This window comes from Trichocoleus sp. FACHB-90 (assembly GCF_014695505.1).
Taxonomy (GTDB): domain Bacteria; phylum Cyanobacteriota; class Cyanobacteriia; order Cyanobacteriales; family FACHB-T130; genus Funiculus; species Funiculus sociatus.
Window position 1 is genome coordinate 91,414 of sequence record NZ_JACJOK010000058.1, and the last position, 25,078, is coordinate 116,491.

The following is a 25,078-nucleotide window of genomic DNA, read 5'->3' on the forward strand; positions in this document are numbered from 1 at the left end:
AAAAAAAAGGCAAAAGATTTTTTCTTTTGCCTTTTTCCTTTAAAAGTAAAAAGTAATTTTTACTTTTTAGGTAGAAATGCCATCGGGTTGACAGCTCCCCGTCCAGAGGGATGTACCTCAAAGTGGAGGTGAGGGCCTGTACTGTGTCCGGTGCTGCCCATTTCCGAAATTTGCTGACCTTGATCAACCTGTTGCCCTTCTCGCACCAGAAGGCGGTTGTTGTGGGCATAGCGAGTCAGGCTACCATCAGCGTGCTGAATGTCAACCAGGTTGCCGTAGCCACCAGAGTTCCAGCGTGCATAAACCACGACCCCAGGAGCGGCAGCAAAAATAGGTGTGCCAACTGGAGCAGCGATGTCAATCCCCTTGTGCATCCGTCCCCAACGGCGACCATAGCCGGAGGTCAAGACACCCTTTGAAGGCCAGATGTATCCAGTGAATTGTGGGTTGTCTGGCAGGTAGGGATTTGGCCCTGGTAGAGGCGGTAATTCGGGAGAAACCTGCTGACCGAAGGGGGTTTGAAGTGTCGGATTATAGGTGTCTGCTCCTGATGGTGCCGCTGCTACCACTGGCTGCTGTCTTCTAGTAGTCCGTGGATTGGCGGGTGCAGGCACCTTAATTTGGATTGGAGCCTGCGATCGCTGCTGTTGCCGTCTTTGCATTTCTGCTTGTACGGCTTCGTTGTACCGATTGGGACTATACTCCGGATTGATCGGAGCGTTGTATTGAGAAGGCTTCACCGGATTAGCGGCTGGAGGAGCTACCTTTACGGTGACGGGAGCAGTCGGCACAGCGATGTTAGCTACGGGAGCGTTTGAGTTGCCCGCGCCACCGTTCTGCTGAGCGCGATACTGTTGGCGTAGCTTGACAATTTCCCCCCGGAGTTTTTCAATCTGCGGGCTGTAGTCGGAGTCTTCTTGTTCGATTTGTTCGCTAGAAGACTGACTTACATCGTTGTCAGCAATCAGTGTGGTGCTGGGTAAGGGATTACTAGCAACTAGCACTGGTTTGACGACGGGTTGGGAAGCCTCAGCTTGCGCTCGTATCTGTTGCGCTCGTATCTGTGTTGGTACGACTGGCACCGAGGTAGGCAAAGTGGGAACAGAAAGACTGGCTCTAGGAGACTCAGAGGCGAAGTCTTTTGTCTCTACAGATTGTCCAGGTACTGGTGTAAGACCTGGAATCACTGTTACACTCTGGGCTTGCGGGATTTTCAGGGGTTGATTGACCCGAATCACGTTCGGGTTGTCTAACTGATTTGCCCGGATCAGTTCTGATCTGGAAATGCCGTGAGTGCGAGCGATCGCATCAAGCGTATCTCCTGGCCTTACCTGGTAAAGCTTTGCTGGGGTTCCATCTGCCTCAACAACAGCTATCGGTGTTGGTGCTGCTGTCGCAGTCTGAACTGGCAGCGGTTGGACTGGCAGCGGTTGGTTAATTGCTAAATTCGGTACTGGCGCACTCTGGGTTTCATTTACCCCAGGCAGTGGTAACGTTGGTGTTTCTATCGCCTCTTGTGTTTGGCTCGCGGGGAGGTGGTTAATCACCCGATTCCGGACACTCAAGGAAGGTAGCGGCGCTACCACCGAATTTGGCACCTGGGTATCCGCTACTTCTACTTCAGCGGATTGAGGATTAATTGTTTGAGCTTGTTCAGTGACTTCTGGCTGCCCAGCAGATTCACTATTTAACTCCTGAGACTTCCACTCGGACAAACTGCTCTTTAAGCGGCTTTGCTGCTCTTTCAAGCGGTTCATTGCCGCGTCTTGTCTTGCTTTAAGTAGCTCATTTACGTTGCCGGGAATCGTAACTGATTCACCGACCCGAAGCGTTCCTGCATTGACTACCCCAGCTGATTGCTGCACCTGGGAAGAAGGAACTCCATAAGACTCAGATAGCTTTTCTACAGTATCGCCTGGCTTTATTTCGTGAACGATGCCGTTCACTGACGGAATTTTTACCACTTCTCCAGCTGGGAGGACAGAGCTGGATTTTATCTCGTTGGAAGTGGCGATCGCAGCAGGTTCTACCTGGTAATTTTTTGACAACTGCCAAATCGTCTGCCCCTGCTGCACTTTGTGTTCAATCACGCGCGGGGCATTTTTCGATTCTGCTTGAGCTTCCGGCTCTACCTTTGGTGCTGGCGCAATTGCTTGAGCTTCCCGCTCTACCTTTGGTGCTGGTGCGACTGCTTGAGCTTCCGGTTCTACCTTTGGTGCTGGCGCAACTGCTTGAGCTTCCCGCTCTACTAAAGAAGGCTCTGGTGCGACTGAGGAAGTTGTTTCTGCTTCTCCAAAGGTGGAAACAGCAGCACTTTCAGGGGCTACGGTAGCATTTGTCGAACTTGGCTCTACGGCAACCGGGTCTGCTGCCATTGCTTCGTCGCCTTTTTGCGGCAACAAGAGGCTGGAGGCTCCCATTGATATTGCCAATCCAATCATCGCCGCAGATGTGCGAGCGCGACGGTTGGTCTCTTGAGAAGTTTGCTTCAAAGAACCTGCATCTGAGTCGGGTTGCGTTCCTGCGGACAGCAATGCGTTCGCATCCTTGTCAGATGCACAGGAAGAGGAAGGAATCGATTTAATCTTGTGCGTGAATGGGCGTTTCAAACACGACCTCCTAACTTATGACGAGCGCTTAACTGTCCCTGAATGATTTTGTTTTACCAGTCAATAGGACAAATCACATCGAAAAGTGATCTAAATCACTGCCAGTAATGATACTTAGGCAAGATTACCCTGATTTTTAGATTTAGACAAGTTTACACGACTGGGAACATAATTCAGTCATGAACAGCTCAGGCTTGACCTCTTCAGCTGAAGATTTAATCATTGCGTCAACCATGAGCCTTTTGTCAAGAGCTGGCAAGCTATAGGTCTGTTCATTACTCTGGCGTCGATGATATTGGAACATACTTGCTAGACTTGCTTTGCTCCGGAATACTTGCAGAACACTTTAGCTGTTGGCATCCTGCTGTTGGTTTATTACCAGATGAAACTTTAAGCTTATTTTGCCCAATACAACAACCGTGGAATTATCTAGTTCGCTCTAACTTATGGCGTAGATTGCACTGACCCGGCAGCCCCAAAAATCTTTCTATAGGTTGAGGCACGGTGTTTTGGGCAATTGTAGACTCCCAGCTATTGCATGAATAAAAGCTATCATCAGCTGTCCTTCGTGGCTCCTATTATTAATAGAAATTTCTTATCAAAGCCATAGCCATTTTGTAACCTGCATAACTGAAGAATTGTAAATAAAATCTGCGTGAAGGAAAAGAGTCGTTGGTGATTAGTGATTAGTCACTGGTCATCAGCTAATGACCAGTGACTAAAGATTACAGACATTTTTCATCCTTCTAGAATCCCTAATTGGCGACGGGCTTCAAATAGACCAACTGCCGCACTTACAGACAGATTTAAGCTGCGAACGTGGGGCTGTGCCATAGGAATATAGACGGTGGCACTACAAAGGGCAAGAACTTCTGGGGGCAGCCCAGTAGTTTCACTGCCAAATAATAACCAGTCATCAGCCTGAAACTGGAACTTAATATAACTACAACTTCCAGAAACGCTAAAGCCAATCAATCGCCCACCGTGGTTCTCTTGGAAAGCACGAAAGTCTTCTAAACGCTGGTGGTAGTGCAGATTTACATAAGGCCAGTAATCTAATCCGGCACGTTTTAGGTAGCGATCGCTGATTTCAAAACCCAACGGCCCTACTAAATGCAATTCGGTTCCTGTAGCGGCGCAGGTACGGGCTATATTGCCCGTGTTGGGCGGAATTTGCGGATGAACGAGGACAACAAACGGCATGAGATGAAAGAACTCTTTGACTCAAACACCAACTGTATGCTGGCAATTCAAAATGTACTTAATGACAAAGTGATATATACATATTTTTTATATGACCTCCAAATTTCAAATAGATTAAATATTCTGATTTCAACAAAAATCTCCGCCGCCGAAAAATTATCCAGCAAAAAGCCAAGAAAAAGCAACTAAGGGTAGCCCAGGATCAAGAAATTGGGGATTGGGGATTGGGGATTAGGGATTAGGGATTGGGAATTGGATAAAAATATTGCCTAGTCCCCAGTCACCAGCCCCCAGTCCCCAATCCCTCAAATACTTCAGACGACTAAACCCTGGCACAATTTATCTTCTAGTTCTTGTTCTTGGTCAGCCAAGCCTTGAATGGCGGAGACCATCACGCTGTGAGTATCTAGACCTTGCTCTTGTAAATTTAACCACTGCTCAGCAGCATTTCCTTCACGAAGAATTTTTTGTAGGGGTGAGAGGAAGCAACTAAAGCCCATTTGTTTAGCCATGTCCCAAACTTCTTGATAAATTTCTTTAATCCAATCTCGTGCCAAAATCGGTCTACCGTCTTGCCAATGCCGCAGTTCGGCATCTAAACTGTGACGGGCAGCAGCATCTTCGTTGGCATCGGTGAGGGCAATCAAGTCTTCTGAGGACAATTGGCTCATTTGCAACGGGTCAAGGCTGGGATTATCAATCATCTGCAACAGTCGGGCTTCTAACAAGGCTGTGACAGCCAGCAACGCAATCGGATCGGCAATTAAGTCACAGATCCTCAATTCGAGCCTGTTGAGGTCGTGGGGGCGCTCGTTACCATTTGGTCGCACAGATGACCAGAGGTGGCGGACATTTTGCATCGTCCCAGCTTTCAGTTGATCTTCTGTCCACTGGATAAAGTGGGCGTGGCTTTCAAATAAGGGGACGTGGGCGGGAGTTTTTGGGAAGAGTCCCCAACGAGTCGAGTGATAACCAGTGGCTAACCCATCGAGAAACGGGGAGGAGGCGCTGAGGGCAAGGTACAGGGGTGCTTCTGTGCGGATGAGGCGAATTGCCTGCATCAGTAATTCTGGATCGCTGATGCCGATGTTGATATGAACGCTGGCTGTAACTACCTTGGTGCCGTAGGTGTTTTCAATGTAGTCGTGGTAAGGGTTGTTGGGGTCAGAACGCCGGAAAACTTCGCTTCCTCCCAATGACAGCGTACTCCCCGGAATCAGTGTGTAATCTCCCTGGCGTTTTAAATAATCTCGTAGTTGCCGCCGAGGACGCACCAAGGCACATAATAATTCGTCGTAACAATAAAGCGGTTCTGTGGTATATTCCACGTTGCGGCTATCTGGCTCCCGCACGAATCCATCTAGGTCTGCCACAATCCGGTCGGATAAGCCCACAATGTCACCATTGGGGGTGCCAGTATACATTTCAATCTCGAAGCCTTTTGATAGAACCACGATTTTTCCTCAGCGATAGTTTGAGTAATTAGTTAGGGATACGGTTGCACTCACCGTTCAAAAGTGTATCGAAGAAGACTAAACAAATCCTCTGCTTCTAGTTTGGCATCACAGCTGATACTGGCGATATACATTGCTGGCGGCTCGGTGTAGCAGGGAGTGGCGGTAAACTAGGGAATCAAGATCGTCGGCATAACCGCCGCCAATTACGCAAGCGACTGGGAAACCAGCAGCAACACAGGTACTCAAAACTTGCATCTCGCGGCGGAAAATCCCCGTGTCGGTAAGGGCAAGTTTGCCTAAGCGATCGCCTGCATGAGGGTCAACACCTGCATCATATAATACTAAATCTGGCTTGACATCTGACAGCAAATCTGGTAAGTATTTTGCCAAAGTTTGCAGGTAGGCGTCGTCTTCCATCCCGACTGGCAGGGGAACGTCGAGATCGCTTTGTTGTTTGGTGCCAGGAAAGTTGACTTCGCAGTGCATTGAGAAGGTGAAAACACTGTTGTCATTTTGGAAAATATATGCCGTACCGTCGCCTTGATGCACGTCTAAATCTAGGATGAGGATTTTACGGATAAGTCCCAGATGTTGCAAGACGCGGGCGGATATGGCTAAATCGTTAAAAATACAGAAACCCGATCCGTAACTGGGAAAGGCGTGATGAGTTCCGCCAGCAGTGTTGCAAGCTAAACCGTGAGTTAGTGCTAGTTTGGCTGTGAGAATTGCGCCGCCTACGGCAATGCAGGTACGATTTGCCAGTGCAGGACTCCACGGCAAGCCAATTCGCCTTTGTGCTTTGGCATCTAAGGTGCCTTGGCAGTATGCTTGGACATATTCCGGGGTGTGGACTAATTCTATCCACTCTTGGGGTGGGTGTTCGGGTATGTATATTTGCTCTTGTATGGCTACGCCATCAGCTAAAAGCATTTGGTAGAGTTTGCTGAATTTGGGCATGGGGAAGCGATGCCCTTCTGGGAGTGGTGCGACGTAATCGGGGTGGTAGACTATCGGCAAGTCCATTAAGTTTAAGAATTTGAACCACGAAGGAAGATGGGGACTGGAGGCTGGGGGCTGGGGACTGGGGACTGGGGACTGGGGACTAGGGGCTAGGGACTGGGAACTGGGGACTGGGGACTAGGGGCTAGGGACTGGGAACTGGGGACTGGGGACTGGGGACTGGGCAAGATTCTTATCCAATTCCCAATTCCCAATTCCCAATTCCCAATTCCCAATTCCCAATCCAAAATCGGATCAGCGGCGATAACGCAAGAGTTTCCAGGTATAACCGCTAATTAGGCAGCCTAATCCAATGCTGAACAACATAACAATTACTAGATTAGCTAAGGGTAAAACTATGTTTTGTTGGTTGTTTATTTGGTTGGGGTAAGGTTGGGTTATATCTTTGATTAGGGCTGAGGCAGCTGAGGCGGCGACTGAGGCTACTCCTACGCCGACACCAGTAGCGGCGACGATGTTTTCTAGGTTGCGATCGCGTTTTGCCTGTTCTATCTCTACTATGCCTCGAATTGTGTTAATTACGTCTTCTAACACTCTCAATGCTGGGCTGAAGCTGTCAATATCTTGTTGGATTTGAAGTTGGTATTTTTGCTTTACCGTTTTGTTAAAATCTTCTAGAAAAAGCAAATCTGTTTCACCATATCTACTGGCTTTCTGAATTATATAGTCTAAATGCTCTTGGTAGTTCTTCTGGGTTGTCTCAATTGTATGCAACTGAATTTCTAGATGGTTTAAGTCTGAAGCATACTGAGACAAGATTTTTATATTTTCTCCTAAAATAACTTGCAATTTTTTCAAGGGTATCTGTTTGAGTATTTCCCCAGCTTGAAAAATATGGACAAAGCTATTTTGCAGCCCCTGTCTTAGTTTTTGCGACTCACAATAAGCCCAAATTATTTTATTGCGATAGGAGAATAGCTTCATCCAGTCTTCGTAATATTTGGCAGCTTCACTTTCAGCCGCTACATCTGGATAGAATATAATGATAGCGTGGTGATTTTCTTCTATGTCCCCACTATGGGGAGGTTGCCAGATTTCAAAAACTGTTGCACCTAGAAAATTTCCCTTTTTTGGTTTTTGCCATTTCCCAAACATCGCTGCTTGGTAAGCTTCCTGGGCAAGGATTTCTAGAGGCGTGTCAGAATTACGAGGTAAAACCCCAGAAATCATCCAGGTTTTGCCGATATTACCTTGTTTATCAGCCGCCAGCTTTCTAAGAGTTGGGAAGCATTTAAACGATTGTAGATAATCTCGATCGTCGATTTGAGAATTAAACAAAAGCCCGTAATTATCGCTGAAGCGCACCGGATAATAAAAGCCTTTGATGGGATATCCATCCACGCGATCGCTAAAAGTATAAAAAGCTTCAGTTTCCCCCGCAATAGTTAGTAATTCCAGGTAATCAGGATCGGTAAAAATTGCCTCCTCAGCAGAGGCGAGTATTGCTTGTAACTGTGGAGGAAAGTTATTCCAGAAGGCTTGCTGATTTTCTTCTATTTGCATGGGATTGTCTCCCAACCCGTTTCTAAGGTGGTAAACAAATAGATCCAGTTTGGGAAGAAATAACAAGTTCATCGGGAGAGTATACATATGCCAAAATACCTGGCGATTAAAATCGCGGCTATACAAACTTTCGTGCGCCTGCGCGGACTTAGAATTAATATATAGCGTCTGATGAAACCTGCGTGAGTAGGTTTTGTTCGTGTAGAGACGTTGTATACAACGTCTCTACAAAGATTCTCGTAAAAAAGGTAATAGACGCTGAAGCCATTTTTTTTAGCTGTCGCCTTTTCTAATTCTTCTTTAGCCGCTTGTGGCATATTATCAGAATTGAAAGTGTATTGAGCAATATTTTTCAGTTGATCTGGGGGATGGGCGCGCTAAGATTTCTTAGCGAGGTTGGAGGTGGTTTGGCGCAATAAAGTTTGTATAAGCGATCGCACCTAGAAAATCCTCAGCATCCTATCGCTTATTTCATCCTCCCATCACGCTGCATATTGTGCTTCCATCGGGATATTCTCTCTTTCCTCTGCGTACTCTGCGCCTCTGCGGTTCGTTTTAATCGCTTCTGGTTGGGTACTTGCAACTCGACGACGGGAACCGCCAAAACGCCGAAATCATCTTATAAGCGATCGCTAAATCCTGCTTAGCATTACCACCAACGCATTTACCCAATTTTAGAGTGGGCGAATCAAGGAATAAGCGATCGCGCTTACCCAAACTTAGCCAGAGGATGCGATCGCTAGAACTAAAATATTTATGGTACGACGCGATCGCCATATTACGAAAAGAAAACATCAGCGGCGAAATACTGGCATCTTCCCCCAGTAACATCTCGTTTTCATAACCATTAGCACTTGGTTGAAACCCACGCAACTAGCGATTCTTTACATCTAAAACAGAATAATCAGAAATGTTAGCAGCAGAATATAGATGTTCTTTTGCCATGCGATGATATTCTTCAACTGTCTATTTAGGAATATCTAGTTGCATAATATTATCCTGTTTTAATTAATCTTCCTTTATTTACAAAACGTGAGTTACAAATTCTTTGCAAGTGAGTTCGGGACGGGAACCTTCGGTTTAAACTGTAATAAAGAGAAGAGAAATCAGTAAGCGGTTATGCAACCAAGAATCGTCTGGCAACAAGGCAGCAACAACCCCGATAATGCTAATAACTTTGCTACCATCCGTGAATGGTGGGCAAGTCTCGCGGATAAAAAAATTGCTTGGAGACAGCGAATTATTCCCCAAAGCGGTGATGTCATCGAACTGGATTGGGAAACCCAACGCTTTGATGAAGTATTTCAGCTAAAAACACCTGAAATTCGCGGTATTACTCTCTATTGGCACAAAGCCGATGAAGATAGAGAACGCAGTACCACGCCTGGAAAACTCGAATTAGATAACCAGCGTCAGCAAATCTATATCTATCCGCAATCGCAAAAAGAACTGGTTATTAGGGTGGGCATACCAGAAATCATCTATCAAAAGATGGAATTAAAAAATCCCCAGATGCAAGTTACTGCTGCTGGTGAAAACCAAATTCTTACCTTACGCGATACTCAACAGCAGGTAGAAGTGAAAGTAACTCTAAGCCCAGAAAATCTTAACCAACTTAAGACAAATATCTTAACCTTGTAGAGATGCGAGCGCGTTTGTTCATTAATTAGGGGTTCCTCAAAATGATGCAATGGATTGTCCCCCTAGGATTAATCTTAGTCGGATTAATCTCTGGGGGAATTTTTGAGAAATTTTTCCTCGACAATTTGAAAAAATTTGCCGCTAAAACTCGATTGCCAGGAAACGATCTATTTTTTTATTCCCTGCGCGGCATAACTAAAATCTGGTTTATCATTGCCGGATTTTATGGTGCTGTTATTAGCCTTCAGCTAAATGGCATTATTTCCGACAAAATTTCCGATATCCTGCAAAAGTTTCTGACTGTCCTATTTCTTTATTCAGTGACGATAGTCTTAGCTAGACTTGCGGCTGGCTTTGTTCATTTATTAACTCAAAGAATCCAAGGAATTTCAGCATCATTACTTTCTAATTTAGCGAGAATTATCGTTTTTGTTTTTGGCATATTGACGATACTGCAAACTCTAAATATTTCTATTACCCCAATTCTGGCTACTTTAGGAATCGGTGGTTTAGCTGTAGCTTTGGCGTTTCAGGATACTCTGTCAAATTTGTTTTCGGGTTTATATCTGATTATTTCTGGACAAGTGAGGACTGGAGATTATGTAAAAATTGAAACCGGGCAAGAGGGTTATATAGTAGATATCACTTGGCGAAATACAGTTATTAAAGAACTGCCTAACAATGTAGTTATTGTGCCAAACAGCAAGCTGGCTTCGGCCATTTTTACTAACTATCATTTGCCAGCAAAAGAAATTACTTTGAACGTTACGGTAGGTGTCAGTTACGATAGCGACTTGGAACACGTTGAAAAAGTAACTATCGAGGTGGCTAAGGAGGTTATGCAAGAAATTGCACCAGATATTACTGGATTTGAGCCGTTTTTACTTTATCAAAACTTTGGAGATTATAGTATAAATTTTACGGTATTTCTCAGAGTAAATGAATTTTTGGATCAGCGAATTGCCAAACATAAATTTATTAAAACATTACATCGCCGCTATCAGCAAGAAGAAATAACAATTCCATTTCCTAGTAGAGAAGTTTATATGAGGCACGGAGAATAATTAGATATAGCAATCCTATTTCATTTGTAAAGTGTGGGACTATCAGGAGAGCGACTTGCTCTTCTGACGAGAGTGCTAAAAACGAAAAAATTTTTCACAACTGGTTTAGAACTGCTATAGGCGTAACTAAACAACGCGATCGCATCCTACCAAACTGACATCAGGCGGCGATCGCTTATTGCAGTGACTGGTGTTAACAGGGACAATTGAATCTGAACTACGATGGAACTATTCCATACAACGCAAGCTTTCATTGGAGACTGCCGTGAACCAGAACAGCACCAATACCTTTCAGTTCAAGCTTTCTGGCGTCGGCTCTTGGCTTACCCTTCTGCTGATTATTTGGTTGCTGGGGTCGATTGGGCTGGGCTGGTTAGTTAAGTCGGTTATGATTCTGATTGGGTTAATCCTCATCACGCCTGCGATCGCCTTCCTCGGTTTTCGCTGGTGGTTGCAGCGCAACTTAGTTGGTGACGAGTGTCCCGTCTGTAACTATGAATTCCGCGCTTTGAATCGAACTGAGTGTCGATGCCCCAACTGCAACGAACCACTCAAGATAGAACAGGGACATTTTAACCGCTTGACACCTCCCGGAACTATTGATGTCGAAGCGGTTGAGGTATTAGCTAAACAGCTAGAAGACTGAAAAAGCCAAAAGTTAATGGCTAATGGCTCTTGAACAATTAGCCATTAGCCATTAACTTTTGCGATTAGCTATTTACTTGTTTTGTTGGGTGATATATAAGGTATAAGGATGCTTGCCGCCAGTGCGATCGCCTACATAGACCGAGTAATTACCGCGCAGCCAAACTCCCGAAATTTCTGGATTGTCTCCAGAAGCTTTATCTGCCAACACACAGAAGCGTCCTCCTGGCCCATCAACCAGCAACGTAGGCTCACCAGTGGTGCTTTGTACACCCAAGCGCAAATAGTCGATTTTGTCTGCCGTTACCCTAACCACTTGATTCGGTGTCTGGGAAATATAACCGCAATTGCTGTTTTTTTGCCCGCCAGATGTTCCGCTCATCTGAAGCGGATCGCGCTGCAATTTCGGCGTAATTTCTATCACTGGGGCATCACTAAGAGCCACACCAGCACCCGCCAAAATCAAAGCCAAGGTCGCGGGAACAACCATCAACTGAGAAAGTGTCTTCATCATGTCATCCCCTTGCCTTTTTAAGGGCATTTATACTATCAGCTTCCTACATTAGAAGCTAAATGTGTTACGCATATGTTCCTATTTCTCAAGTGTCACTTTCTGGGGCTGGGGATTGGGGACTGGGGACTGGGGGCTAGGGACTGGGGGCTGGGGACTAGGAACTAGGAACTAGGGACTAGGTAAGACTTTTTCCTCTTCCCCAATCCCCAATTCCCAATCCCCAATCCCCAATTCCCAATTCCCAATTCCCAATTCCCAATCAAAAGAAACTGTTATTTTTTTTAGTCCTAGTGTTTTGGAAACAAACCTTGGTTAAGATTGCAAACATAAAGGCATAGCTAAGTGCCAATGTGTCTGTTTTGTAAGCGAGTATAAAAACCAAAGATGAATCCTCAAGAAAATCAAGACTTAGAGCGTAAAATTCAACAACTAGAAGCCGAAATCGAGCAAGTACCATCCTCGCCAACGGTGGAAACCGAGGCGGGACAACCTATCCAGATGACGACTAAGGAATATCCTACAGTCAAATCTCTGTTGAACAGAGTCACTAACTGGTTTAACGGGCTGCCTGGTGTTGGTAAAATATTGGCGATCGCAGTAGCGGCTGTAGTTGGTTTTGCCATCCTCAGAAGCGTTTTGTACCTGACTGCATCCTTGATCAGTCTGGGAATATTGGCAGGGATACTGTACTTGGTGTACAAATTTTTCATTGCCCCCAAGTCCGCAGAATAAACCCTTAGACTAGAGACGCTACGCTTCACCGTCTCTAGTCTTTAGTCAGCGCTGTTGTGGAATGCTTGCATGGCTACCCAAGTAAAAAAAGCCTCGAATCGGAAAAGCCCAGCGTGGCGAATACAGCTGCACCAATTGCCACTAGGTCTACGACGTGGCGCTGCTAGCATCGTGGAAATTTCTCTGGTTGTTGCTAGTGCCTTAGTTCCTTACAGCATCGGGCTTGTAGCCAAGTCGTGTACCGGAACGTGGCCTTGCACCGCTACGGAAACTGTTCCCCTAAACCCAGTACTGGCGAATACCAAGGATGCGATCGCCCAAACTTTAGCGGTTCCCCGCCGAGAAACAAACCAGCAAGTTCCTCCACTCACAAATTTGTTGTGGTGCGCGGCATTGGCGGCTCCTGTCCTCGTGGTAGGGCGGCAACTGTACTTATTGGGAAAAAGGGGTCAAACTTCCCCCAAGCGGTCTTTAGGCGTACAAGTAGTAACGGAGTCTGGCCGCTCGCCGGGATTAATCCGCGCTGTGTGGCGGGAAGGCTTAGGTAGGTGGGGATTACCCTTTACGACGGCTTATCTAATCTGGCGCTACAGCGGCGCTTTTCCCGATTTAGGCATTTTGCTGGGGTTGGGGGCGTTGATGTGGTTGGGGGAGAATGCGATCGCGCTTTTTGATCCAGAACGCCGCACCCTGCACGACAGAATCGCCGGAACGTTTGTTATCGATAGCGCGACTTTTACACCCTATCCAGAAGCTGACCGGGGAATACCTCTGCGATCCAAAAAGCCAGTCACCCTGGAGGTGCAAAGTAGTTGGAGTGAGGCGGACGACCAACGTCACGAAAAAGTCACCACCATCGTTTTATCTTCAGGTTCCAGAGGGCGCAAGCTAAATCTGTGGTACTGGATGCGCCAACACCCCGGCACGATGCTGCTGATTGCCGCCGTCTCCACCATGATTGCTATCCTGGGAACCTTTGTTGGCACTCAGATATATATTCAAAATCAGGCAAACTGGCGCGACGCTAAACAACAGAATAACAAGGTGTTTTTGGCGCTGGTGAATCAGTTGAGCCAAAGTTACCCCTACCAAATAGAGGAACGACGCAGTGCGATTTTAGCGCTGGCAAGGCTTGAGGATTCCCGTGCTGTTCCTTTCTTAGTAGATTTACTTGGTCAGGAAGTTGCTCCGAGGTTGATTGACACGAGTCAGCAAGCTTTGGTGAGCGTGGGGCCGAAAGCTTTACCATACTTGCAACGGTTGAATCTGTCGTTGCAAAAAGACGAAGCGCTGCTGCGTGGTAGTGCATTAGAAGAACGACAGTTAATTGCAAGACGACTGGGAGCAACCAAAAGAGCGATCGCGAAAATTCTCAGCATCTATACTACTCAAATCCACAATACTGACCTCAGCCGCATCAACCTCCATAAAGTAACCACAGAACCTGCCCCATTCACCCTAGTTCTGGACAAAACTGATTTATCGAGGATACAGTTCAAAGGGGCAAACCTCAGAGGTGCCAGTTTACGCGGTAGCCGCTTCTTCGGTGCTGGTGAAGACGGGCGACTTGGCACATTTGATGATTGGATTGCCGACTTAAGCGGTGCTGACTTGAAAGAAGCTAACTTAACGGACGCTTTTTTGAGCCAAGTCCCCCTGAATCGCACCAACCTGATCCGCGCCACCTTAAACCGCGCAAATTTATCTAATGCTCAACTGGTGGGAGCCAACCTCAGCAGCGCCAAGCTGATAGAAGCAGATTTGCGTCAAGCCGTCTTAGAAAATGCCAGCCTGACAGGAGCAGATTTAGGGGATGCTAACCTTACCAAGTCAAATCTCTCTGGTGCGCGTCTGGGAAAGGTGAGAGCCGTCGGTACTAAGTTCGATTTTGCCCTACTTACTCAATCAAACTGGCAAGGAGCAGATATGACAGAGGCTCAATTGCGTAATGCAAATCTCCAAAATGCCGACCTCAGCTCAACTAAATTGACCAGAGCAAATTTTAACGAGGCTCAACTGCAAAATGCCAAGTTTCGCAACGCCAACCTCAGCGCCGCAGATTTGCGCGGCGCTAATTTAGAAGGGGCAGATTTTGAAGGGGCAACTTTTGCCGATGAAAAACCGCGCCAGCCAGATCAATTTATTCAAGAATTACCGCCAGCAGCGTCATCGGCTCGTGTCAAGGGCGTTGATTTTTCCAAAGTTAAAAATTTAGAAACTAAACAAATTCGCTTTATCTGCGATCAAGGTGGGCTGCATCCGAGGTGTGAGTAATTAGGCGCGTTAGCAAAAGCGATGCGAAGCACACCACTGCGGCTTGTATCTCTTGGTGACTGCGATAAATTTTCTGCCGCAATGCTCCTATACTCATTAGACTTCTTGCATTCATAACTAAAGTCATCCTCACGATTCCTGTCTTAGTTCAACATAGCGATCGCGACAGAGTCGTCTTAAGATAAATTTTGTTTGCCCATTTATGGAGAGTGTGGCGATGAGCCAAAAATTGACGGCTGTATTTGACGGTCATATTCTACGCCCAGATGCACAGCTAGACTTGGAACCTAACAAACGCTACGTTATCACCATTGAGACGGAGGCTATAACCGTTGCCCCTGGCGATGCCTGGGATGTGCTAGAGGCTTTCTCTGGAACAGTTGAAGCACCCTCAGACTGGGCTAGTGAGCATGACCATTATTTGTACAATACTCCGAAACGTCAGGCAGAAACTACTCTATGAGTGGTGAGCGAATATTGCTAGATACAGTTTTTATCCAAGCTTTGCTCAACCGCCGCGATCAGTACCATGCTCAAGCTATAGCCTTGCTGCCGCGTGTACGAGCCGCTACTGAGGTATGGGTAACTGAGGCAGTGCTGACAGAAGTTGGTAATGCTCTAAGTGCAGTTAACCGCGACGCAGCTGTTCGGTTTATTCAACAGTGCTACTACACAGCAAATATCCGCGTTGTCACTGTGGACACGCAACTTTTAACCCGTGCCTTAGAGCTTTACGAAGCTCGTCCCGATAAAACATGGGGTCTTACTGACTGCATTTCATTTGTTGTGATGCACGAGCAGGGTTTAACAGATGCCGTGACGGCTGATAAGCATTTTCTTCAAGCAGGTTATCGTGCATTGTTACTGGAGCAGTTGAGATAATTCTGCTGTTATGGTAAAGGTCAATTTTGGCACCAAATAGAAATTGGCACTACGGCAAAAACGCTTAAATAAAGTGGATAGTACAAAATGAAGCTGAGTTTCTGCATAATTGTGAAAAATGAAGAGGCATCATTACCTAGATGCCTCAGTAGTGTTAAAGATTTGGTAAATGAAATTGTCGTCTTAGACACTGGTTCTACTGACAAAACAGTGGAAATTGCCAAAAGTTTCGGGGCAAAAGTTTACTATTTTGAATGGTGTAATGATTTCGCGGCGGCGCGGAATGAAGCGCTGAAGTATGTGCAGGGTGATTGGGTTCTGGTTTTGGATGCGGATGAGGTGCTGACTCCGGAAATTGTACCGCAGATAAAGCAGACAATTGAAAGCGATCGCTACCTGGTTATCAATCTTATCCGCCAAGAAGTCGGCGCGTCGCAATCCCCGTATTCTCTGGTTTCGCGTCTATTTCGCAATCACCCAGACCTTCGCTTTTCTCGTCCTTATCATGCGATGGTTGATGATAGCGTTAGCGAATTGTTGCAACGAGAACCAAATTGGCAGATTGTCGCTTTGCCAGATGTGGCAATTTTGCACTATGGCTATCAACCGGAAGCGATCGCATCTTTAAATAAATATGCCAGAGCGCAAGCGGCAATGGAAGGCTTTTTGGCAACACATCCCAATGATCCTTACGATTGCAGCAAACTGGGGGCGCTTTACGTCCAAACTGGAGACACAAGTAAGGGAATTGAACTTCTAGAACAAGGTTTAAAATCAACTGATATTGATGCTTCTGTTTTGTACGAGTTACACTACCATTTAGGCAATGCTTACACTCGTCTTGACAATCCTACTCAGGCGGCAAAACATTATCAAGCGGCAATTCAACAGCAAATTTTGCCAAAGTTGAAACTCGGTGCTTATAACAATTTGGGTAATTTGTTGATGGCTGCTGGTGATTTTGCCAACGCTGAAAAAGCTTACCAAACCGTTTTGAAAATTGACTCTAAATTGGCTTTAGGTTACTACAATTTAGGGATGAGTTTAAAGGCGATGGGAAAATTGCGGGATGCGATCGCGTCTTACCAGCACGCCACCAAACTCAATCCAGAATATGCAGAAGCCTACCAAAATCTGGGAGTAGCGTTGTTGAAAATTGGTAATGTAATCGAGAGTGTAGAGGCATTTCGCCAAGCGATCGCGCTGCACCAGCAACACAACCCAGAAGAAGCAAACAGGCTACGTCAAGGACTGCTGGAAATGGGTTTTAAGGTTGGCTAATTAAAAGGCAAGTGGAGCATTAGGCTTTTTATTCTCGTTCCCAGCGCCATGTATAGCGCTGGGAACGAGAAAATTTTTTAGGACTTATGTAGCAGCTATCAAATTATTCCTTAGTCTCAGTAATAGTCTTAATTTGAACACTCAGCTGCTCACGCCTAGCCTTAAACCTAGTAAGCTGATCCTGAAATGTAGTTAACCGGGTCTTAAGCACCTCAAACCGCTCGTTAAACTTATTAGCCTCAGAGCTAAACCGACTATTATCAGCAAGAGTCGGCTTTGGTACGCACCCCAGCTCCCATGATTCGACTGGAGCGATATAGATAGCACTTAGCAGCTGGGCTAAAGATTCCCTAATAGGCTTTTGGGTTATCACAATTTCTTTAGCTAATTCCTTAGCTTCATCGAGCGTTAGCCGCTCTGCCATAAGTGCGGTACATAAATCGTGGTTTGTATTACTCAACTCTTGCTGTATCTGTTGCAGTTGTTGACTCTGGTAACTAAGCTCTAGTTTTAAAGTGTCAACCTGCTCTCGCAAAAGCTGATTCTCATCCTGGCTATTCAATTCGCTAAACCCTATAGAAGGATCAGTAGATGCTTTATCTTCTGCCAGTTGACGCTCTTGTTGATATTTCTGCATAGCAGGTATTGCCTCTATAACTGAAAAAATTCACCACCCTGTCTTGACAAAAATCGCCTTCCTTCCTGCTTCACTTATACTAAAAGTTATTAAAATAGTCGTCTATCTTAAGTTTTTACAACAATACTTAACATAAACGTTTGGATGCACTATGAAAGCAGGAATTGGGGATTGGGGATTGGGGATTGGGAATTGGGGATTGGGGATTGGAAGGAGTCTTACCCAGTTCCTTGTTCCTAGTACCTAGTACCTAGTCCCCAGCCCCTAGTACCCAGTCCCCAGCCCCCAGCCCTTTTCATGCTGGGCTGAGGTGGGTTTTGATTGTCGCCCAAGGAGCGATCGCGATCGCGTTCCGCATCGTCTCCTCATCTGCAAATGTTTCCGACAAATAACGTCCCTCGCAAACCAGCGTCACCGTCTCTTTTGCAAAAGGCCAAGGACTCACGCTCACTCGCGTCGGATCGCCATCCAGGGGCGTTAGTTTCAGCGTCGTTTCCCCGTTAGCGGTGGGAACCTTCTCAACTAATCGCTCTTTTAAGAGCCTCATGCACAGGATAAGTGACAGACCATCCCATATTGCAACTAACTGCCGATTCCGGGCGATCACTTCTGGTGTAGTGTAGGGTGCGTAATCAGGATCGTTGCGGAGAGTGGCAATTAATTCCTTTTGGAAAGCCTGTTCGCCCACAAGGAACTTCTGCACAAGCTGGGCATCTTCTGGCGAATCATGGGTAGCATCGTAATGCTCGTAGAGGCGCGTACCGTGCAGCGAAGCCAAAAGCGCTGGATATCTCCCCAGCGCGATCGCTAATCTTGCCGCCCCAGACCAAATATCTATGTGTATCTTTCGTGGCAACTCCGTGAAGCTGTGCGGCAAACCCGTCTTGGGGTTGAAGGTGGGCATCTTTTCCCACGAATACCAGCCGATATCGTGTTGTTCTGCACCCATACAGACATCTTCTCTGGGTGCCAAATTGCCAAAATATTCATTTCCCCAAGCGCGCGCCAACTGACCGGAAACCCACGCATGAGCAGGTTGCGCGATCGCGAGAAGCCCCTCTGGATCTTTGCGATATAGCATTCAATAGTTCCTACCGCACCTTCTTAACTATACTCGTCACGAGTTTGATTTGAGAGCATGCGTAGTGCAGGCATCTTGCCTGCACTACAGAGTCTATCTTCTACTCAGCACTCATATTAAGCATCGTCAACAAGTTGCTCAATACCCACAATTTCCCTATCGCCTGCAATGTCTTGCTTTGTGTGAAATGTGAAGCGGCGCTTATCTCCTTGTTGGTTCCATACCTCTTGCAACGCGGCATTAGGATAAGTGCCACTATTAAGTTGAGCCAGTAACAAAGGCCATGTCACCTGAAGATTACTGGCATCGCCAGCGTAGAGCTTCAGATAACCAATGTGCGCGATCGCATATATCCCAGAAGCCATAGTTCGGGGCATAAATAAATTGCTCAGAATCTCAGAATTACCCTGCTCTTTCTTAGCTGTTTTCAAAAGAATTGACTAAGACTGATATAGCAATCCTAAATGATTCGTGAACCCCTGTAGTGACACGGCACTGCCGTGTCACTACACCAGGGCGAATACTCCACAACTTAAATAGGATTGCTATACTTCGCCAACCAATCCAAAATCAACTCATTCACAATGTCTGGTCGTTCATCATGGGGACAGTGACCAGCCTTGGGAATGCCCACAACCTGAACAGGTTGACCAGTTTCACCTAGTTTTCTGTAGATTTCAGCAGCTTTAATCGGTGTCCAAGGGTCATTTTCTCCCCAGAGTACCAACAACGGGTGTTGTACTTTTGGCAACAACTCTGATGGACTAGGGCCAGGGGGTGCAGTCAGAATTGAAGCGAAAACCTGCTGTGCGCCAGTGTCACAAGACGGATCGTAAAGCATATCCACCAGTTCATCTGTAATCGCTTCCGGGTCTTTGTAAACCTGGCGGAGAGTGCGACGGAGGCGGTCTTTCTGGCGGATGCGGTTGAACAAAAATGGCCCAACAATTTTGGAACTAACCAGCTTAGTAAAAGTTCCCATCACCAACCGCAAGGGTAAATTTAGCTCATCTGAACGATGATTTAGACCACCCGCACAGTTAATCAAAATCCCACCAGCAGAAATCTCTGGATGATTTGCCACCATCATCAGTGCCAGTAGTCCGCCGATGGAGTTACCCACAAATACAGTTGGCTCCTGAATGTGCGTTGTCCAGAAATCCTCTATCAGTGATTCCCACAACTCCAAGGTATAATCTAACGCTGGCTTATCAGAACCGCCGAACCCCAGCAAATCCAGCGCAAACACCCGATAGCCTCCGGCGGCTAACACTGGTATATTTTTCCGCCAGTGTCCAATAGAGGCTCCAAAGCCATGAATCAGTACCAAGGGACGACCAGTTCCCATCACTGTGTACGGAATTTTGTAGCCTTGCCAAGCCCAGTTGAGTTTTTCAAACGTGCTTGTTGTTGTTATCTGTTGCGTAGTCACAAGAATTATTAAAATTTATAAACTCTTTTTCTATCCTAGTGTTTTATGACTTAAAAAAAGAGAAATCAGGGAACATTCTAACCGCATTCACAGTCACTCTAACGGTTTATACAGGTGTGAGAACAGCGCGATGAATCGAAGTTCCTTTGCTTTTTTAGGCAGCATGGTATTAGCTGCTACGAGTCTTAGTATTGCCACTACTGCAAGTGCCTTACCTTCTGAGATTACACAAGCTGGCAAGTCTGGAGAACAAATATTAGTGCAGCAGCCTGCTGTAAGCCCAGCAGAAGAAGAAGCTGTTGAGTTGCCGCAACCTGTTGCTGATGCGGTTTTAAAAGATATTGTCCAGCGGACGGGTGTGGAAAATTCTGCCCTTCGCGTCCTTCAGGTGGCAAAGCAAACTTGGTCAAATGGTTGTTTAGGTATCACTACCGCCGGTGTTGCTTGCACTGAAGCTACTGTTCCCGGCTGGGTGGTACTGGTAGCCAACGCCCAAACAAAAGACCTCTGGATTTATCGGGCTAATGAATCTGGTTCTTTGGTAAAGTGGGATGAAGCGGCTACCAAGACTCTGACTGCTCGGCTGAGGACTCAAACCACGACTGAAGAACGAACGACTACTGAGCAGCGCACTACAAGCACACAGCAGTCTACAGTTGCAGTCAGCGAGTCAGCAGGATTTAGCCTCACGGTTCTGCAACCAGCAGGTACTTTATCTGATGTGATTGCTCGCGTTTCGCTGAAGGAGAAACAAAGCAATAGCTATACCCAAGAAAAATATCTGGGTGACTTCAAGTATAAAATCAAGCAAAAGGCTAAGTTTGTCCAAGGGGTAAAACCAGGCGATCGCGTCGTAGTTCGCTTATACAATTTACAAAACAGCCTGATTGGTTACAGCGAGTTTGAACTTCTCTCGGAGAACGCCGCCGTTAACTTAATTCTGCCGCCGAACCCTTCCCAAGTGCGCGTAGTGCGGACAGTATACGGGATTGATGCTAACGCCGATGGCAATATTGACAGCGGCACCACTGTTTACAACTACTACACTCAAATTAATAGCCAGGAGCGCGTCACTTTCCTCAGTAGCGTTGAGAAGCTTAACCTCAGCTCTTTCCAGCTAAGCGGAGTATCCGCCTCTGCTGCAACCAACGTTTACCCGACTTCCTTTACCAGTGGTGAATATGCAGTCGCCAGCCAGACGATGAGCGCTTACAGCTCAACCTTAGCGGCGGTTTTGACATCTGTACCTGGTAAGCTGGTGCAAGTGGTGGACGTAGGCGCTGGTAACGCCATCTACCAAGTTAGCCAACTGCTTTCCAAATATCAACAGGTGGCGGCGGCGGCTCAAACTGTTCAGACGAGTTTTGTGGATGTGCCGCAGGGACATTGGGCAAAAGGTTTTATTGCCGAGTTGGCATCCTTGGAGATTATCGAAGGCTTCCCTGATGGTCGTTTCCGTCCAGATCAGCCGGTGACTCGCGCCCAGTTTGCGGCGATGATTCGGAAGGCGTTTGAGAAGACTAAAGTCAGGAATGCGATCGCTTTCAGAGATGTTTCCTCAAACTATTGGGCATATACTGCCATCCGAGAAGCTTATGAAATGGGCTTTTTGGGCGCTTCCGGCAACCAGTTCAACCCCACGCAAAATCTTTCTCGTCTTGACATCTTAGTAGCCTTGGCAAAGGGAATGAATTACTCTTCTGCCACCACCACTACCGAAACCCTGCTGCAAGTTTACAGCGATGCCTCTACTATTCCTAGTAGCGATCGCAGTTTGATTGCCGCAGCTACTGAACGCGGTCTGGTAGTGAACTATCCCGACATCAAGTTACTCAAACCCAATGAAGTAGCAACTCGTGCAGATGTCTCGGCTTTCCTCTACCAAGCCTTAGTCAGCAGTGGCAAAGCTACCAACATCACCTCACCCTACGTGGTAGGAGAAGAAGCGAAACCTCAGCCGACTCAAGTCCGCGAGGTAGAACAAACCCCTGGTGACAACCGTCAGGTAGATGATCGCGATCGCACTAACCAGCGTCAAAATTGTAACCAAGGCGTAGGTAATGGCCCAGAGGGTTGCGACCCAGGCAACTCAAATCGGAACCAACCAAGTAACGACGAAGGAGCAGGAGCAGCACCTGGAAATCCAGGTCGTCAAGGCAAATAATATCAAGTTTGTCTAGCCGATAACAAAAGAACCCCACCCCCTACTCCTCCTCGCAAGCGGAGAGGGGAGGCGGATCTACCGCTGGCTGAGGTTCCTCAAACGCTACGCCCCTGTGCGCGGCTTGCCCGCGCACAGGGGTAACTCCCCCTACAATACTTTCCTCTGCGCTCTCTGCGCCTCTGCGGTTCCTTCAATCAACTGTTTTAACTGCACCGCAAGAGCTTCCTTGCTAAACAAAGCAAGGCTTTGTTCTCGCAACCACTCACCATCACAGCGCCGATCTGCTCCCTGAAGAATTTCAATACAAGCAGCTGCAACGGCTTCCGGGTTGCGGTGAGGGACGCGCCAGCCAAAGCGTCCATCCTGTAGAGGGTCAGCGGAACCATCGTCGTCACCAGATAGAACCGGGATACCACACGCCATCGCCTCTAGGTAGACAATGCCGAAGCCTTCTTGGGAAGGCATGATATAAGCATCAGCAACGCGGTAATGGTCTACCAAGTCTTCTGTGGGGACAAACCCGGCAAATACAACTCGGTCAGCAACTCCTAAATCTTTGGCAAGCTGGGCGAGTCTGGGTTGATCGTCGCCGCGACCAATCACCAGGTATTTTACCTCTGGGAATACTTGAGCGATCGCTGGAATTGCCCGAATTGTCACATCCACGCCTTTGTAGATATCGCCTGACCACAGCCGCGCCACAGTCATCAATACCTTGGCACCAGCAAGATTATACCTTTCGATCAATTTCTGCGGTTTCGGCCCTGGGGTAAAGTAATTTCCATCAACCGCACAGGGTAACATCTGCACTTTGTGGGGGTCGAGGTTATTCACAGCACAGGCGCGATCGCGGCTATAACGACTGATTGTCCATATCCCCGATGCCTGCGCCAAAGCCGTGCGATCGCTTATGCCTAAAGGTTCCCAAAACTCTTTTCCGTAAGTAAGCACCGTGTAGGGAATCCCTAGCGGCTGACAGAAGAATCTAACCAGTGGTGCCAAATTAATGTGACCGCAAAAAACGTGCTGAGGGCGTTTTAGTAATAAATACTTTAAAAATGCGCTTGCCAGTAGCAATCGCTCTAACTGACGAGTTTTACCTTTAAAATAATGAAATTTCAGGTTCTTACCTTCAAACGAATTTGGGCATCCAGAACCATCTCTCAGCAAAAATACCTCCCCCCTAGCTTGTCTCAACGAGAGATAGGACTTCAAAATGTCCTTGACATAAGATTGAATGCCACCTTCGCAATCAAAAACACTCAGAAAAATGAAAGCATGGTTGGCGGCTGGCTTAAGTTTCTCAGCAAAATCTGTATTTTCTCCCACTTCAGTATCCCAGGATGTTAGGAGTTCTATTTCTGTTGGGGTAGAGGCACTGGAATGGTTGGTCAATGTTTCAAGTCCTTAAAAACCATCTTCTTCAAAAGACTTTCAAAGCTGATTGCGGTTCCCAGTTAAGTTTAAGTAGCGCTTTCTGTTAAGACTACCAATAGGAAATATTTATCATCACTATTTCGTAATTAACGCCTGTAAAAGTTTCCTAGCTGCACCGTAGAACTGCTGAAGAAACTCTCACAGGCGTTAAATCGCAAAAATGACCGTTTTAGAAAAGACCAAGGGTCAGAGATTTGTCAATTGGGAAAGTAGCACCGATACCAAGCCAGATGGTAACAACGGTTCCAAAGAGGAAAACCGTTGTAGCGACTGGACGACGGAAGGGATTTTGGAACTTGTTGACGTTCTCAATAAAGGGAATCAGAGTCAACGCCAAAGGAATAGCGGTCATGCTGGCGATACCCAACAGTTTGCTGGGTAGAATCCGCAGGATTTGGAAAACAGGCCATAAGTACCATTCTGGAAGAATTTCCAGAGGGGTAGCGAAGGGATTTGCTGGTTCGCCAACCATCGCGGGGTCTAGCACAGCTAACCCGGTACAAAGAGCGATTGTCCCCATAATCACCACGGGGAAGATGTAGAGTAGGTCGTTAGGCCAAGCAGGTTCACCATAGTAGTTGTGACCCATGCCTTTGGCAAGTTTTGCACGTAATTCTGGATCTGCCAGATTCGGCTTTTTTAGAGTTCCCATTTTTTGAAGTGTTCTCCTAATGAGTTGTTAACGGTTTGTTTGGAGATTTTTAGTGATTTTTAGCTAATGGCTATTAACCATTAGCCATTTTTCACTATTTACAAAGGACCCGAAATGCCCTGCTTACGAATCATCAAGAAGTGTAGCAGCATGAAGACTGCAATCAGCCAAGGCAACACAAAGGTGTGCAGGCTGTAGAAGCGAGTCAGAGTGGCTTGACCAACACTTTCACTACCGCGCATTAGCTCAACGATTTGATCGCCGACAATGGGGATAGCAGCTGGAACGCCGGAGACAATCTTAACCGCCCAATAACCAATCTGATCCCAAGGCAGGGAGTAACCTGTAACACCAAAGGAAACGGTGATAACGGCGAGAATTACACCTGTCACCCAGGTCAGCTCACGGGGCTTTTTGAAACCACCGGTGAGGTACACCCGGAAGCTGTGCAGAATCATCATCAGCACCATCATGCTGGCAGACCAGCGGTGGATGGAGCGGATCAGCCAACCGAAGTTGACATCCGTCATCAAATACTGTACTGAGGAGAAAGCTTCGGTGACGGTTGGCTTGTAGTAAAACGTCATCGCGAATCCAGTGGCAAACTGGATCAAAAAGCAAGTTAAAGTAATCCCACCCAGGCAGTAGAAAATATTAACGTGGGGAGGTACATACTTGCTGGTGACGTCTTCGGCAAGCGCCTGTATCTCTAGGCGTTCCTCAAACCAGTTGTATGCTTTTGAATCAGTTACCTGCTTAGAAAACATGAAGCCAGAGTTCCTAAAAATTTATTCTTGTTTTTGACACGATTGAAGCCTATGAGACAGTGTGCCGCTCTTTGGGGGGGGCT

23 protein-coding genes are annotated in these 25,078 nt (G+C 46.7%); 9 read left to right on the forward strand and 14 right to left on the reverse strand.

Translation table 11 applies throughout. The features are described 5' to 3' along the window. Positions 1 to 59: 59 nt before the first annotated feature. The 6 genes from H6F74_RS31090 to H6F74_RS17240 form a co-directional block, all read right to left on the reverse strand. Positions 60 to 2,609, reverse strand: coding sequence for a peptidoglycan DD-metalloendopeptidase family protein (locus H6F74_RS31090; RefSeq protein ID WP_190443230.1), 2,550 nt, complete (start codon positions 2,607 to 2,609; stop codon positions 60 to 62). 738 nt (positions 2,610 to 3,347) lie between these two features. Then, positions 3,348 to 3,812 (reverse strand): tRNA (cytidine(34)-2'-O)-methyltransferase, encoded by a 465-nt coding sequence (locus tag H6F74_RS17220; protein WP_190443232.1) that lies wholly within the window; start codon positions 3,810 to 3,812, stop codon positions 3,348 to 3,350. Positions 3,813 to 4,126: 314 nt separating this feature from the next. Continuing rightward, the gene (gene gshA / locus H6F74_RS17225) at positions 4,127 to 5,266 is read right to left on the reverse strand and encodes a glutamate--cysteine ligase (protein ID WP_190443234.1); all 1,140 of its coding nucleotides are present in this window, start codon (positions 5,264 to 5,266) and stop codon (positions 4,127 to 4,129) included. Positions 5,267 to 5,374: 108 nt separating this feature from the next. Beyond that, positions 5,375 to 6,292: a histone deacetylase gene (locus H6F74_RS17230; RefSeq protein ID WP_190443236.1), complete on the reverse strand. Its 918-nt coding sequence runs from the start codon at positions 6,290 to 6,292 to the stop codon at positions 5,375 to 5,377. 231 nt (positions 6,293 to 6,523) lie between these two features. Next, the gene (locus H6F74_RS17235; protein ID WP_190443238.1) at positions 6,524 to 7,792 is read right to left on the reverse strand and encodes a hypothetical protein; all 1,269 of its coding nucleotides are present in this window, start codon (positions 7,790 to 7,792) and stop codon (positions 6,524 to 6,526) included. 555 nt (positions 7,793 to 8,347) lie between these two features. Next, positions 8,348 to 8,665, reverse strand: coding sequence for a hypothetical protein (locus H6F74_RS17240; RefSeq protein WP_190443240.1), 318 nt, complete (start codon positions 8,663 to 8,665; stop codon positions 8,348 to 8,350). A gap of 246 nt (positions 8,666 to 8,911) precedes the next feature. On the opposite strand from H6F74_RS17240, the gene H6F74_RS17245 reads away from it, so the two are divergent. The 3 genes from H6F74_RS17245 (at position 8,912) to H6F74_RS17255 (ending at position 11,143) form a co-directional block, all read left to right on the forward strand. Further along, entirely contained in the window at positions 8,912 to 9,433 is a 522-nt protein-coding gene (locus H6F74_RS17245) for a hypothetical protein (RefSeq protein ID WP_190443241.1), read from the forward strand. A 41-nt stretch (positions 9,434 to 9,474) separates the two neighbouring features. Beyond that, complete coding sequence (locus H6F74_RS17250; RefSeq protein ID WP_190443243.1) at positions 9,475 to 10,497, forward strand: mechanosensitive ion channel domain-containing protein; 1,023 nt, start codon at positions 9,475 to 9,477, stop codon at positions 10,495 to 10,497. A 265-nt stretch (positions 10,498 to 10,762) separates the two neighbouring features. Then, a complete protein-coding gene (locus H6F74_RS17255) occupies positions 10,763 to 11,143 on the forward strand; it encodes a DUF2614 family zinc ribbon-containing protein (protein ID WP_313931494.1) in 381 nt (126 codons plus the stop codon). A gap of 72 nt (positions 11,144 to 11,215) precedes the next feature. On the opposite strand, the gene H6F74_RS17260 is transcribed toward H6F74_RS17255, so the two are convergent. After that, positions 11,216 to 11,683, reverse strand: coding sequence for a hypothetical protein (locus tag H6F74_RS17260; protein WP_199301327.1), 468 nt, complete (start codon positions 11,681 to 11,683; stop codon positions 11,216 to 11,218). 357 nt (positions 11,684 to 12,040) lie between these two features. On the opposite strand from H6F74_RS17260, the gene H6F74_RS17265 reads away from it, so the two are divergent. The 5 genes from H6F74_RS17265 to H6F74_RS17285 all read left to right on the forward strand — a co-directional run bounded on the left by H6F74_RS17265 (position 12,041) and on the right by H6F74_RS17285 (position 16,825). Then, the gene (locus H6F74_RS17265) at positions 12,041 to 12,388 is read left to right on the forward strand and encodes a hypothetical protein (RefSeq protein WP_190443245.1); all 348 of its coding nucleotides are present in this window, start codon (positions 12,041 to 12,043) and stop codon (positions 12,386 to 12,388) included. Between the two features lie 69 nt (positions 12,389 to 12,457). Then, the gene (locus H6F74_RS17270) at positions 12,458 to 14,662 is read left to right on the forward strand and encodes a pentapeptide repeat-containing protein (protein WP_190443247.1); all 2,205 of its coding nucleotides are present in this window, start codon (positions 12,458 to 12,460) and stop codon (positions 14,660 to 14,662) included. 217 nt (positions 14,663 to 14,879) lie between these two features. Beyond that, positions 14,880 to 15,125: a hypothetical protein gene (locus tag H6F74_RS17275; RefSeq protein WP_190443249.1), complete on the forward strand. Its 246-nt coding sequence runs from the start codon at positions 14,880 to 14,882 to the stop codon at positions 15,123 to 15,125. After that, positions 15,122 to 15,544 (forward strand): PIN domain-containing protein, encoded by a 423-nt coding sequence (locus H6F74_RS17280; RefSeq protein WP_190443251.1) that lies wholly within the window; start codon positions 15,122 to 15,124, stop codon positions 15,542 to 15,544. Before H6F74_RS17275 ends, H6F74_RS17280 begins: the two co-directional genes overlap by 4 nt. Positions 15,545 to 15,631: 87 nt before the next feature. Beyond that, entirely contained in the window at positions 15,632 to 16,825 is a 1,194-nt protein-coding gene (locus H6F74_RS17285) for a glycosyltransferase (protein WP_190443259.1), read from the forward strand. Between the two features lie 103 nt (positions 16,826 to 16,928). On the opposite strand, the gene H6F74_RS17290 is transcribed toward H6F74_RS17285, so the two are convergent. From H6F74_RS17290 to H6F74_RS17305, 4 genes are all read right to left on the reverse strand, one after another. Next, on the reverse strand, positions 16,929 to 17,462 hold the full coding sequence (locus H6F74_RS17290) for a hypothetical protein (RefSeq protein ID WP_190443261.1): 534 nt from the start codon (positions 17,460 to 17,462) through the stop codon (positions 16,929 to 16,931). 295 nt (positions 17,463 to 17,757) lie between these two features. Continuing rightward, positions 17,758 to 18,543 carry a DUF3891 family protein gene (locus tag H6F74_RS17295; RefSeq protein WP_190443263.1) on the reverse strand — a complete coding sequence of 262 codons (786 nt, stop codon included), beginning with the start codon at positions 18,541 to 18,543 and terminating at the stop codon, positions 17,758 to 17,760. Positions 18,544 to 18,659: 116 nt separating this feature from the next. Further along, the gene (locus H6F74_RS17300) at positions 18,660 to 18,920 is read right to left on the reverse strand and encodes a hypothetical protein (RefSeq protein WP_199301328.1); all 261 of its coding nucleotides are present in this window, start codon (positions 18,918 to 18,920) and stop codon (positions 18,660 to 18,662) included. A gap of 155 nt (positions 18,921 to 19,075) precedes the next feature. Then, positions 19,076 to 19,975: an alpha/beta fold hydrolase gene (locus H6F74_RS17305; protein WP_190443265.1), complete on the reverse strand. Its 900-nt coding sequence runs from the start codon at positions 19,973 to 19,975 to the stop codon at positions 19,076 to 19,078. Positions 19,976 to 20,105: 130 nt separating this feature from the next. Between H6F74_RS17305 and H6F74_RS30090 the strand changes: the two genes are divergently transcribed. Beyond that, positions 20,106 to 22,139: an S-layer homology domain-containing protein gene (locus H6F74_RS30090; protein WP_190443266.1), complete on the forward strand. Its 2,034-nt coding sequence runs from the start codon at positions 20,106 to 20,108 to the stop codon at positions 22,137 to 22,139. A gap of 147 nt (positions 22,140 to 22,286) precedes the next feature. Here the strand turns inward: H6F74_RS30090 and H6F74_RS17315 are convergent, their stop codons facing one another. The 3 genes from H6F74_RS17315 to petB form a co-directional block, all read right to left on the reverse strand. Further along, positions 22,287 to 23,468: a glycosyltransferase gene (locus H6F74_RS17315; protein WP_190443420.1), complete on the reverse strand. Its 1,182-nt coding sequence runs from the start codon at positions 23,466 to 23,468 to the stop codon at positions 22,287 to 22,289. Positions 23,469 to 23,745: 277 nt separating this feature from the next. After that, the gene (gene petD, locus H6F74_RS17320; RefSeq protein ID WP_190420580.1) at positions 23,746 to 24,228 is read right to left on the reverse strand and encodes a cytochrome b6-f complex subunit IV; all 483 of its coding nucleotides are present in this window, start codon (positions 24,226 to 24,228) and stop codon (positions 23,746 to 23,748) included. 98 nt (positions 24,229 to 24,326) lie between these two features. Continuing rightward, on the reverse strand, positions 24,327 to 24,995 hold the full coding sequence (gene petB, locus H6F74_RS17325) for a cytochrome b6 (RefSeq protein WP_190420582.1): 669 nt from the start codon (positions 24,993 to 24,995) through the stop codon (positions 24,327 to 24,329). Between the last annotated feature and the right edge of the window lie 83 nt (positions 24,996 to 25,078).

Coding starts and splice junctions, on each gene's coding strand:
- H6F74_RS17295 (WP_190443263.1), bottom strand. CDS start 18,543: ATGCTATATCGCAAAGATCCAGAGGGGCTTCTCGCGATCGCGCAACCT.
- H6F74_RS17220 (WP_190443232.1), bottom strand. CDS start 3,812: ATGCCGTTTGTTGTCCTCGTTCATCCGCAAATTCCGCCCAACACGGGC.
- H6F74_RS17300 (WP_199301328.1), bottom strand. CDS start 18,920: ATGCCCCGAACTATGGCTTCTGGGATATATGCGATCGCGCACATTGGT.
- H6F74_RS17245 (WP_190443241.1), top strand. CDS start 8,912: ATGCAACCAAGAATCGTCTGGCAACAAGGCAGCAACAACCCCGATAAT.
- H6F74_RS17290 (WP_190443261.1), bottom strand. CDS start 17,462: ATGCAGAAATATCAACAAGAGCGTCAACTGGCAGAAGATAAAGCATCT.
- H6F74_RS17275 (WP_190443249.1), top strand. CDS start 14,880: ATGAGCCAAAAATTGACGGCTGTATTTGACGGTCATATTCTACGCCCA.
- petB (WP_190420582.1), bottom strand. CDS start 24,995: ATGTTTTCTAAGCAGGTAACTGATTCAAAAGCATACAACTGGTTTGAG.
- H6F74_RS17265 (WP_190443245.1), top strand. CDS start 12,041: ATGAATCCTCAAGAAAATCAAGACTTAGAGCGTAAAATTCAACAACTA.
- H6F74_RS17270 (WP_190443247.1), top strand. CDS start 12,458: ATGGCTACCCAAGTAAAAAAAGCCTCGAATCGGAAAAGCCCAGCGTGG.
- H6F74_RS17230 (WP_190443236.1), bottom strand. CDS start 6,292: ATGGACTTGCCGATAGTCTACCACCCCGATTACGTCGCACCACTCCCA.
- H6F74_RS17235 (WP_190443238.1), bottom strand. CDS start 7,792: ATGCAAATAGAAGAAAATCAGCAAGCCTTCTGGAATAACTTTCCTCCA.
- H6F74_RS17250 (WP_190443243.1), top strand. CDS start 9,475: ATGATGCAATGGATTGTCCCCCTAGGATTAATCTTAGTCGGATTAATC.
- H6F74_RS17285 (WP_190443259.1), top strand. CDS start 15,632: ATGAAGCTGAGTTTCTGCATAATTGTGAAAAATGAAGAGGCATCATTA.
- H6F74_RS17260 (WP_199301327.1), bottom strand. CDS start 11,683: ATGCCCTTAAAAAGGCAAGGGGATGACATGATGAAGACACTTTCTCAG.
- H6F74_RS30090 (WP_190443266.1), top strand. CDS start 20,106: ATGAATCGAAGTTCCTTTGCTTTTTTAGGCAGCATGGTATTAGCTGCT.
- H6F74_RS17280 (WP_190443251.1), top strand. CDS start 15,122: ATGAGTGGTGAGCGAATATTGCTAGATACAGTTTTTATCCAAGCTTTG.
- petD (WP_190420580.1), bottom strand. CDS start 24,228: ATGGGAACTCTAAAAAAGCCGAATCTGGCAGATCCAGAATTACGTGCA.